The organism is Martelella mediterranea (assembly GCF_021021415.1).
GTDB lineage: Bacteria > Pseudomonadota > Alphaproteobacteria > Rhizobiales > Rhizobiaceae > Martelella > Martelella mediterranea_C.
Genome location: NZ_JAINWJ010000001.1, coordinates 357,544 through 367,815 on the forward strand (window position 1 = coordinate 357,544; position 10,272 = coordinate 367,815).

The 10,272-nt window shown below is 62.2% G+C and carries 12 protein-coding genes; 5 read left to right on the top strand and 7 right to left on the bottom strand.

The window, feature by feature from the left end:
* Positions 1-128 precede the first annotated feature (128 nt).
* Positions 129-1,532: an FAD-binding oxidoreductase gene (locus K7H91_RS01630; RefSeq protein ID WP_230718434.1), complete on the bottom strand. Its 1,404-nt coding sequence runs from the start codon at positions 1,530-1,532 to the stop codon at positions 129-131.
* A gap of 105 nt (positions 1,533-1,637) precedes the next feature.
* On the opposite strand from K7H91_RS01630, the gene K7H91_RS01635 reads away from it, so the two are divergent.
* Positions 1,638-2,444, top strand: a complete 807-nt coding sequence (locus K7H91_RS01635; protein ID WP_230718435.1) for a fructosamine kinase family protein — start codon at positions 1,638-1,640, stop codon at positions 2,442-2,444.
* A gap of 317 nt (positions 2,445-2,761) precedes the next feature.
* Positions 2,762-3,841 (top strand): Gfo/Idh/MocA family protein, encoded by a 1,080-nt coding sequence (locus K7H91_RS01640; RefSeq protein ID WP_230718436.1) that lies wholly within the window; start codon positions 2,762-2,764, stop codon positions 3,839-3,841.
* Between the two features lie 70 nt (positions 3,842-3,911).
* Here the strand turns inward: K7H91_RS01640 and K7H91_RS01645 are convergent, their stop codons facing one another.
* The gene (locus K7H91_RS01645; protein ID WP_085986587.1) at positions 3,912-4,031 is read right to left on the bottom strand and encodes an entericidin; all 120 of its coding nucleotides are present in this window, start codon (positions 4,029-4,031) and stop codon (positions 3,912-3,914) included.
* A gap of 314 nt (positions 4,032-4,345) precedes the next feature.
* Here K7H91_RS01645 and K7H91_RS01650 point away from each other — a divergent pair, with 314 nt between their 5' ends.
* Positions 4,346-4,954: an exopolysaccharide biosynthesis protein gene (locus K7H91_RS01650; RefSeq protein ID WP_230718437.1), complete on the top strand. Its 609-nt coding sequence runs from the start codon at positions 4,346-4,348 to the stop codon at positions 4,952-4,954.
* Positions 4,955-4,981: 27 nt separating this feature from the next.
* Here K7H91_RS01650 and K7H91_RS01655 read toward each other — a convergent pair whose 3' ends face one another.
* Entirely contained in the window at positions 4,982-5,887 is a 906-nt protein-coding gene (locus K7H91_RS01655) for a LysR family transcriptional regulator (RefSeq protein ID WP_230718438.1), read from the bottom strand.
* A gap of 111 nt (positions 5,888-5,998) precedes the next feature.
* Here K7H91_RS01655 and K7H91_RS01660 point away from each other — a divergent pair, with 111 nt between their 5' ends.
* Together K7H91_RS01660 and K7H91_RS01665 are read left to right on the top strand one after the other, a co-directional pair.
* On the top strand, positions 5,999-6,166 hold the full coding sequence (locus K7H91_RS01660) for a hypothetical protein (protein ID WP_230718439.1): 168 nt from the start codon (positions 5,999-6,001) through the stop codon (positions 6,164-6,166).
* A 207-nt stretch (positions 6,167-6,373) separates the two neighbouring features.
* Entirely contained in the window at positions 6,374-7,384 is a 1,011-nt protein-coding gene (locus K7H91_RS01665) for a GlxA family transcriptional regulator (protein ID WP_230718440.1), read from the top strand.
* A 124-nt stretch (positions 7,385-7,508) separates the two neighbouring features.
* On the opposite strand, the gene K7H91_RS01670 is transcribed toward K7H91_RS01665, so the two are convergent.
* The 4 genes from K7H91_RS01670 to K7H91_RS01685 form a co-directional block, all read right to left on the bottom strand.
* Complete coding sequence (locus K7H91_RS01670) at positions 7,509-8,390, bottom strand: 50S ribosomal protein L11 methyltransferase (protein ID WP_230718441.1); 882 nt, start codon at positions 8,388-8,390, stop codon at positions 7,509-7,511.
* A 71-nt stretch (positions 8,391-8,461) separates the two neighbouring features.
* Positions 8,462-9,058: an SCO family protein gene (locus K7H91_RS01675; protein ID WP_230718442.1), complete on the bottom strand. Its 597-nt coding sequence runs from the start codon at positions 9,056-9,058 to the stop codon at positions 8,462-8,464.
* 33 nt (positions 9,059-9,091) lie between these two features.
* Positions 9,092-9,565, bottom strand: a complete 474-nt coding sequence (locus K7H91_RS01680) for a GFA family protein (protein ID WP_230718443.1) — start codon at positions 9,563-9,565, stop codon at positions 9,092-9,094.
* Between the two features lie 21 nt (positions 9,566-9,586).
* Positions 9,587-10,069 (bottom strand): CreA family protein, encoded by a 483-nt coding sequence (locus K7H91_RS01685; RefSeq protein WP_230718444.1) that lies wholly within the window; start codon positions 10,067-10,069, stop codon positions 9,587-9,589.
* Positions 10,070-10,272 lie beyond the last annotated feature (203 nt).

Sequence of the window (10,272 nt, forward strand, 5' to 3'; positions counted from 1 at the left end):
CACTTGCGTTTGCGGCTCCGGCCGCATTGGCCAGAACCTAGCACAGGGCAGAATGGCAAACCAGTTCAGGCGCCGGTTCCATGCGGGGCGATTTGCCCTTTTTCCGCGCGAGGCCGCACCGGTTGCAATCAGAATATCTTGCCCGGATTGAAGATGTTGTCCGGGTCGAGCGCCTGCTTGATCGCCCGCATCATCGCGACCGCGCTTCCGAGCTCCTTGCCGACAACGCGTTTCTTGCCCTGGCCGACGCCGTGCTCGCCGGTCGAGGTGCCGCCCATGGCGATTGCGCGCTCGGCAAGGCGGACGGTGAAGGCCTCGATCTTCTCGATCTCGCCGGGTTTGTCCTTGTCGAACAGCACCAGAAGGTGGAAATTGCCGTCGCCGGCATGGCCAACCACCGGGGCCAGAATGCCCTCGGCGGCGATATCGGCCTGGGTCTCGCGCACGCAATCGGCAAGGCGCGAGATCGGCACGCAGACATCGGTGGAAAAGCCCTCATAGTCCGGCTTCAGCGCCCTGCCCGCCCAATAGGCATTGTGGCGCGCCTTCCAGAGCCGATTGCGCTCCTCGGCATTGGCGGTCCAGACGAACTCCGATCCGCCGCACTCGGCGGCAATTTCGGCGAACTGCTCCGATTGCATGGCGACCGCCTGCTCGCTGCCGTGGAATTCCAAAAGCAGCAGCGGCGTTTCGGGAAAGTCGAGGCCGGAATAGGCGTTGCAGGCTTTCACCTGCAGCGCGTCCAGCAGCTCGATGCGGGCGACCGGAATGCCCATCTGGATGGTCATGATCACCGCGTTGCAGGCATCCTCCAGCGTGGCGAAGGAGGAGACCCCGCCGGCGATCTTTTCCGGGATGCCGGCAAGCTTCAGCGTTACGGACGTGATCACGCCCAGCGTGCCTTCCGCGCCGACGAAAAGCCGCGTCAGGTCGTAGCCAGCCGACGACTTGCGCGCGCGGCTGGCGGTGGTGATCTCCTCGCCATCCGCCGTCACCGCGGTTACCGCCAGCACCACATCCTTCATCGTGCCGTAGCGCACCGCATTGGTGCCGGAGGCGCGGGTGGAGGCCATGCCACCGATCGAGGCGTTGGCGCCGGGATCGATCGGGAAAAACAGGCCGGTATCGCGCAGATAGGCGTTCAGCTCCTCGCGGGTGATGCCGGGCTCGACCGTGCAGTCAAGATCCTCGGCATTGACTGCCAGAACGCGGTTCATCCGCGAAAAATCGATCGAGATGCCGCCCTCGGGCGCGTTCACCTGCCCCTCCAGCGAGGAGCCCGTGCCGAAGGGTATCACCGGCACCTTATGGGCGGCGCAGGCCTTGACCACCGCCTTCACGTCCTCCGCGCTTTCGGCAAAGAACACGGCATCGGGAAGCTGCGCCGGCAGATAGGTGGTGGTGTGGGCATGCTGGGCGCGGAAGGCCTCGCCGGTCTGCACCTTGTCGGCGAAGCGCTGCTTGAGGATGGCGATGACGGTCTGCGCCGCCTCGGGATTTCTCAACCGGGTTGTGACGTCCTCGATGGCCATTGCTTGCACTCCGCGGGTAAATTGCCGTAGCCTTCGCACGGCGGTGACTGCTTTTATGACAGCATCGCCCCCGGCGTCCAGAGCGCGCTCAGCCACGGAACGACGATGAACCAGATTGCACGCCACACCGCCCGCCTGCTCGGCGTCGAAAGCGTCGAACTCGCCCATTTTTCAAGCGGCGACCTTTCCGCATTGATGCGCGCCGTGACGGACGCGGGACGGAGCTGCATCGTGAAAACCGGCCCGGCACCGGCGCTGGAAGCAGAGATGCTGCGGCTGATCGCGGCGACAGGCGCACCTGCGCCCGCCGTGATTGCCGCCGACGATACATTGCTCATCATGGAGGAGGTCGAGGGCCGCAGCGGATTTTCGGGCGCGGAGGACGATCTGGCGCGGGGCCTGACCGCTCTCCACCAGCCGGTCGACAGACCCTACGGCTTCGGCGCGGACTTTTCTTTCGGCAAGGTTACCATCCGCAATGACGAGACCCCATCCTGGGTCGCCTTCTGGCGCGACAACCGTCTGCTCAATAACCTCGCGGACCTGCCTTCCCCGCTTGCCCGGCGGATCGAAAGCCTCGCCGCGCGGCTGGGCGAACTCATTCCGGACACGCCGGCCCCGGCCCTGCTTCACGGCGATCTCTGGTCGGGCAATGTGATGACGTCGGGCGGTCGCGTGACCGCGCTGATCGACCCGGCCTGCTACTATGGCGACCGCGAGGTCGACCTGGCGATGGCCGAGCTTTTCGGCCATCTCGACGACCGGTTTTACGCACAGTATGACACGCTCGATCCCGGGTTCGAGACCCGGCGCGCCGTCTATTCTCTCTGGCCGGCGCTGGTGCATTTCCGGCTTTTCGGATCGGGCTACAGGGCGATGGTCGAAGGTTTTCTGACTGAGGCCGGGCATTGAAAACTGATTTTAGTCAAAAACTTAGCCGCCTTCGCTCACCTGTAAAATCGATTCGCATCGTATCGAATCACGCAAGGGGCTTGCCATGAGTGCCCGAACATGGCGATAAAGTGACAAAGCTTCGCCAGCACGAAAACGGATAATGCTGGCGGTTACCTGCTGGAAGCATGATTCTTGCACAGAGTTTGTTTTGGCCCCCGAAACCCTTGCCAGCGCCGCGCGCCTCGCCCTGCCGGATCGTCAGGCTTTGACCGCGCCCGGAGGCACGGAACGGCATTGAAAGCAAACGTCCGAAATATGCATAACAGGACATTGGAATGACGAGAAAACTCAAAGTCGCCGTCGTCGGCCTGGGCGTCGGTCAAACGCATATCAGCCGCGGTTATCTTCCCAACCCGGAGCGCTTCGAAGTCGCCGCCCTCTGCGACATCGACGCCAGCCACCTCAACGCGGTCGGCGACCGGTTCGGCATTGAGCGGCGCGAGACCGACTATCTCGAGATCCTGGGCATGGACGATATCGACGTGATCGACGTCTGCACGCCGCCCGGCACCCACAAGGCCCTGATGCTTGCGGCGCTGAAGGCCGGAAAGCACGTGATCTGCGAAAAGCCGCTGGTCGGCTCGCTTGCCGATATCGACGAGCTGCTCGATGCCGAATCGCGCTCCAGCGGCCATGTCATGCCGATCATGCAGTATCGCTACAATGACGGCGCCCAGAAGGCCAAGCATCTGATCACCACCGGCATTGCCGGCAAGCCCTATGTCGCGACTTGCGAGGTGCACTGGCTGCGCGACGCGCAATATTACGAGCACGACTGGCGGCGGCACTGGAACGATGCGCTGGGCGGGGTGCTGATGAACCACGCGATCCACGCCAATGACCTGATGTTCTATTTGCTCGGTCCTGTGCGCTCGCTTTCCGCGCGCATCGCCACCCGCGTCAACCGCGGGATCGAGGTCGAGGACTGCGCCAGCGTGACCGTAGAACTGCACTGCGGCGCGCTCGCCACCACCTCGGCCACGCTCGGTTCCGTCGAGCCGCTGAGCCGCATGCGGCTGTGCTTCGAGACCATGGTGATCGAGACCGACAGCCGACCCGATTTTACCGCCGAGGACGCGCCGTGGCGCTTTATTCCGGCGAATGATGAAATCGCACGCCGGATCGACGAGGCCCTGGCCGAGTTCGCTCCGCCGCCCACCGGCTTTGCGGGCCAGATGCAGGGTTTCCACAACGCCATCTGTACCAAGACGCCGCTGCCGCTGACCCTTGCCGACGCGCGCCACAGCCTCGATTTCGCCACGGCGGCATACTGGTCGGCAAAGACCTACAGCCCTGTACCCCTGCCGGTGATGGCGGATCACGCGTTTTACCACGGCTGGCAGAACGCGATCTGACGCCGCCTTCCGCAAACCAGAAAGCCCGAGCGCTCGGCTCGGGCTTTTGCAGCGAAATCAAAGACTTCTATTAATAGCTTGCAGCGCGGTCTACGGACTGGCCGGCGTTCTGCGTCGCATCGATGGCGTTCGCCGTATCCTGGCCCATGCCTTCGATGGTGTTGCCGCAAGAGGCAAGCAGGCTGCCCATGGCGAAAAGAATGGAAGCGAGGATGACCTTACCTTTGAACATTTCGAACTCCTGATTTTTCGTTCGGATGTCTCTTAAACGTTCAGAACTGCATCGTGTTCCGGGCCAATGCTTGCGTGAGCGAAACTAATCCCCCTCTGCATCGGGCTCGAAAAGATCTTCACAGTTTCTCCCCAGATCTTCCCTCCGTTATCCACAATGGAAAACGGAGATTTCCACAAGCTTCGCCATGCCCCGCGAAGACGCCCGGTGGCACTTCCAAAAGCCGTATTGCGACCCTACTTTCCTCTGTGTCCAAAGAGAGGAAACCGTCGGTGAACGAACATACGGAAGACAGTGACAAGCTCTCCGCCATTCTCGCCCGCCTTCAGCCGGGGCCGGATGGCCGCGTCAGCCTTGATCAGCTCGACGGCGCGCTGGCCGAACGATCCTTCGGCGCCTTTCTGGTGCTGTTTTCGATCCCCAACCTGATACCGCTGCCGCCGGGCGCGACACTGGTGCTCGGCATACCGCTGATCCTCGTGAGCTGGCAGATGATGGCATCGCGCCGCAAGCGCGTCTGGCTGCCCGAGCGGATCGCACAATTCTCGATGGACGGCGCGCGCTTCATGACACTGCTGGAGCGGATACTGCCCTGGTTGCGCTGGATCGAAAGCGCGGTGCGGCCCCGATACTGGTTCCTGAAAACCCGTCGGTCGGAACGCCTGCTCGGCGCCTTCGCCTTTCTGCTGTCGCTGGTGGTGTTCATGCCGATCCCGTTCGGCAACTGGCTGCCGGCATTCGCGCTCGCGGTGATCGGCTTGTCGGATACCGAGCGGGATGGCTATGGCCTGATCATCGGCATCATCACCGGCGTGATATCGATCCTGCTCGCAGGCCTTGTCGTGGTTGCCGCCGGGGCACTGATTGCACTGCTTTTCTAATGGCTTGCCGGAATTCTCTGAGACAGATCAGGCAACCCGGTTGGCAAGCTGCGCCGGCTGCAGGGCATGGCGGATCGCATCCGCCACCGCCTCGATCAATTCGCCGCGCTGATCCGAAAATCTCAGCCGGATATCGTAATAGCCGAGCTCGGGAAGCCCCTTGTCGGGTCCCAGTACTTCCATATCGTCGGTGACGTAATACGCCGCGATCGGCGCCACGGCGAGATCGGAGAGAACGGCCGCGCGCTGAACCATGGTGGTCGCGCTCAGATAGGCAACGCGGTAGGGCCGGCCGGCCTCGGCAAGCTTGCGCACCGCCTCGTGCCGCCAGCAGCAGCTCTGCTCCCACATCGACACCGGCAACGGCTCCTTGAGATAGGCCGTGCCGCATTTCGCGCCGACCCAGACCAGCCTTTCGCGCATGATCAGCTCGCCATCATCATCCTTGCCCGGAAGGTCGCCGGAGTTCAGCAGGGTAAGGTCCAGCCGCTGCTCGCGCAGGCGCTGGGCAAGGCCAATCGAATTGTCGATCGAGACGTCGACCATCACGCTCGGAAACGCCTCGGCAAAGCGCTTCAGCACGGTCGGCAACACGCGCTCGCCGATATCGTCGGTCGCGCCGAGCCGCACCACGCCGTGCATGTCGGGATGGCGGAAGCGCGACATCGCCTCATTGGAAAGCGCCAGCATGCGCCGCGCGTAAGACAACAGCGTCTCTCCGCTGCGGGTGAGGCGCACGGCGCGGGAATCGCGCACGAACAATGAGACCCCGACAAGCTCCTCCAGCCGTTTGATCTGCATCGACACCGCCGAAGGCGTCCTGAAGACCCGCTCGGCGGCCCCGGAAAAGCTGCCGGTCTCCGCGATCGCCACGAAGGTGCGCAGAATGTCGTTGTCGAGAACCGGAAGCGGCGTTTGCAGGCTCAGGGTCATGGCGGCCTCTTGGATCAATATTTTTGACTGAAGCCATGATTACATTTCGTTTGATTGAATGTCAAATCCGCCTACCTTTGTCTCATCACCCGCGCTTGAAGGAGAGAAGTCATGGGATTGTTCATCATATTACGTCATCTGGTGGCGCCACTCGCAGGATATGCCAATCTGCAGGACCAGCTTACGCGCAAGCAGCAGCTTGAGGAAAACATCAGGCGGGTCCCGCCGCATCTGCGCCAGGACGTCTTTTCCGATGACCGCTACTGGCGCCATGATTGAGGCGCGCAGGACGCGCCGGTCGGCCATATCCATTACGCCTGAAAGGGCATGGCCGACCGTAAAAATCGAACCATTCGAAGTTGCGTGCTCTTTCCCGCCGCATTTGTCTGTGTCAATGTCGTAAACAGACTATTGGCGACCCGGTTTCTTGCGGAAATTGTATTTTCTCAAGTGTCGAATCCGGCTCTCAGCGCGGCGGTGTCCATCATGGTAAGATCGTTTGTTTTTTATCTCGTTCCGCAATTCTCGCTGCTGCCCTTCACCAGCGCGATCGAGGCGTTGCGCATCGCCAACAGGATGCTCGGTCACGAGGCCTATCGTTGGCGGATCGCCTCCGACAGCGGGCTGAAAATCTGTTCCTCGAGCGGCATCGCCATCGATCCGGATACCTCGCTCGCCGACGAGCGCCGCGCCCTGATGGGTGAGAAGCGCCCGGATCTGGTGCTGGTCTGTTCCGGCATCGACGTCGAGGATTACTACAACAAATCCTTCGAGGCCTGGCTGCGCGAACTCAACAATCGCGGCTGCGGCATTGGCGCGATGTGCACGGGAACACATCTTCTCGCCCGCGCCGGTCTGCTCAAGGGCCGCCGTTGCGCAATCCACTGGGAAAACATGCCGGGCTTCACCGAAACCTGGCCGGAAATCGACGCCCATGCCGATCTCTTCGTGATCGACCGCAACATCTATACCTCGGCCGGCGGCACCGCGTCGATGGACATGATCCTGCATCTCATCGGCCGGGAATTCGGCGAGGGCCTCGTCAACGCGATCTGCGAACAGGCGCTGACCGACCGGGTGCGCCTGTCCTCCGAGCGCCAGCGCCTGCCGCTCAGCGCCCGTCTCGGGGTCCAGAACGGCAAGGTGCTGCAGATCATCGAGCTGATGGAGGCCAATCTCGCCGAGCCGTTGTCGCTGATCGAGATCGCCGATGCGGTCGGCCTGTCGCGCCGCCAGATCGAACGTCTGTACCGCCAGGAGATGGGTCGCTCCCCGGCCCGCTACTATCTCGAAATCCGCCTCGACCGCGCCCGCCGCCTGCTGGCGCAATCGACCATGCCGATCGTCGATGTCGCGGTCGCCTGCGGTTTCGTCTCCGCCTCGCATTTTTCAAAATGCTACCGCGAAATCTACCACTGTTCCCCCCAGCAGGAACGCGCCCAGCGCCGCCAGGCCCGCATGTCTGTGCGGGAAAGCGCGATCGGGGTTGCGGTGTAGAGCCTTCGGGTTACTCACAAACCAACCCTTTTTACGGACGTCATCCTCGGGCTTGTCCCGAGGGTGACGAAGGAAAGTGGGGAGAACTTTGTCAGCGGTCTGATGCCTTCCCGAAAGAGACGGCCTACCCTCTCAGCAGCAGCGTCACCCAGCCATTGCGCCAATAGGTGCGCTCGTGGCGCATGCCTTGGCCGCGATAGGCTGAGAGCACCTTCCAGCGCTGTTCGGCGAGAATGCCGGAGAGGATGACCGCGCCGCCCGGCGCCAGATTGCGCTTCACGCCCGGCGCAAGCTTCATCAGCGGGCGGGCGAGAATATTGGCGATGATCAGGTCGAAGGGCGCATATTCGGCAAAGGCCGCGTGGTGAAAGCCCGGCGCGGTGACGAAATCGATGCCGGAGGCGATGCCGTTCGCGCGCGCATTGTCGCGCGCCACCTTGACGGCGACCGGGTCGATGTCGGTGGCCAGAACCGGGATGGGTCTTAGCTTGCGCACCGCCATAGCCAGCACGCCTGTGCCCGTGCCGAGATCGAGCGCGTTGAGCGGGTGTTCGGCCTTCAGCACGGTATCGATCATTTCCAGGCAGCCGCTGGTGGTGCCGTGGTGGCCGGTTCCGAACGCCTGCCCCGCCTCGATTTCGATCGCGATATCGCCCGCGCGGCGGTGATCGCGGTCATGCGAACCGTGAACCAGAAAGCGCCCGGCGCGCACCGGCTTCAGCCCTTCCAGCGATTTAGCGATCCAGTCGATTTCCTCGATCTCTTCCTTCTCGATTTCCGGACCGCTCTCGCCAAAGACGGATTTCACCGCATCCGCGAAGATCGCCCGCAGCGCCTCCTCCTCGTCCGCGTCGAGATAGACCGAGGCCTCCCAGCGGTTGGCCTTCTCGTCGATCTCCATGGTCGCCAGCGCATAGGGCTCCTCGCCGAGCGCCATGGAAAGCGCATCGAGCATCTGGCCCGCGCCGACTTCATTGGTTGTGACGTAAAGTCTGATCTGGCTCACGGAGCGGCCTTTCCTGAAATTCCTGCCATCCGCGATAAGCCCGCCCGCCGTCAATGGCAAGGCCGCAGCCGTCAGTTGATCAGGTTTTCGAGCTTCTTCACCGCCACATCCCGGCTTTCGCCATAGGCGATCGTGCCTTTCAGCACCCCGCCATCATCGAGCAGGAAGACCGAGGCATTGTGGTTCATCGTATAATCGCCATCCGGCTGATCGGGGTCGAGCGGGACCTTCTCGTAGTAGATCCCGAACTTGTCGAGCGCGGCGCGCACCTTGTCCGGATCGCCCGAAATCGCCTCGATCCGATCGGAGACATTGGAAAGGTAGCGTTCCATGGTTTCCGGCCTATCGCGTTCCGGGTCGACGGACATCCAGTAGGCGTTGATCTTGTCGCCATCGGGATCAACCTCGTTGAGCCAGCCGTTCAACTCGTAGAGCGTGGTCGGGCAGACTTCCGGGCAATGGGTAAAGCCGAAGAACAGCGCGGTCGGCTTGTCGCGCAGCGCCTGCTCGGTGATCGGCTGGCCGTCGCCTGCGGTCAACTGGAAGGAGGGACCGAAGGGGACATTCATCATCTCCTCATTGGTCTCGCCGATTTCATAGACCAGCCAGATCAGCACCGCGCATATCACAGCGACGGAAGCCCAGAGCACGCGACGGAAGGTTTTCATGCTTATCCCTTGTTCGGCGAGCCGAGTGCCGCCCTATTCCTCCAGAAGACCGTGCTTGCGGTGCCAGTCCTCGATCGAAAGCTCCGGATAGCCGCCAAAATAGACATGGCCGGGGCCTTCCGGCACGTCCACCCAATTGGCCTTGGAGTCCAGCATGATATGCACGATCTCGGGCGGACTGGGCAAGGGCGTATCCACCGCTGCGGCAATTGGATGCACCAGTTCCGGCCAGCGTTCGTCATAGAGATAGAGCGCGCTGCCGCAATTGCCGCAAAAGTGTCGTTCGCCCTCGCTCTCGCCGTCATGCATGCGGGCGTGGTAGAAGCGCTTGTGCTCGCCGCCCCTCACCTCCAGAGTATCCGAGTCTGCGCCAAGATTGATCGCATAACCGCCGCCGCCGGCGTGCTTGCGGCAGATGCTGCAATAGCAGCGCATATAGGGATAGGGCGTTCGGCTTTCGACCGAATAGGAAACCTTGCCGCACTGGCAGCTCGCTTCAAGCCTCATGATGCTCTCCTCGTGCCTGCTTTACTCGGGCGCTCCGTTTTCCCACACGACGTCCTGGCCGTAAAGCGGCACGGTCGACATCGACATCTTGGCGGAGCCCTCGGTGATCTCGCGGGTGTGGGCGAGATAGATCAGGGTTTCATTGGCCTTGTCGTATATGCGCTTGATCACGAGTTGCTTGAAGATCAGCGAGCGCCCCTCGCGGAACACCTCCTCGCCATTGGCGTCGAGGTCGATGTCACCGATCCTGATGGGTCCGGTCTGGCGGCAGGCGATCGAGGAATTCGACGGGTCCTCGAACCAGTTCCCCTTCGACAGCCGGTCGATGATCGAGCGGTCGAAATAGGCGATGTGGCAGGTTACGCCGTCCACTTCGGGATCATGCAGGGCTTCGATTAGGATATCATTGCCGACCCAGTCGACGCCGACCTCGCCCACCTGCTCCGCATGCGCGGCACCCGCAAGCAACAGGCCCGCGCAAAGAGCAAAACCAAACCGCCTCATATCGAAACTCCATGAAAATCCATGCTCTCAAGATAGGTTTACGGCAGCATGATGCAAGCGGCTATGACGGGAAGAAGCGCGAATTGCGTCCGGCTTTGCCGCTTGCTCCCAATACTCTCTCCCGCTGGCGGGAGAGATGCCCCGACAGGGGCAGTGAGGGTGGCGCGGAATGTCAAATTGTGAGGACGCTCGCAGGGATAGGC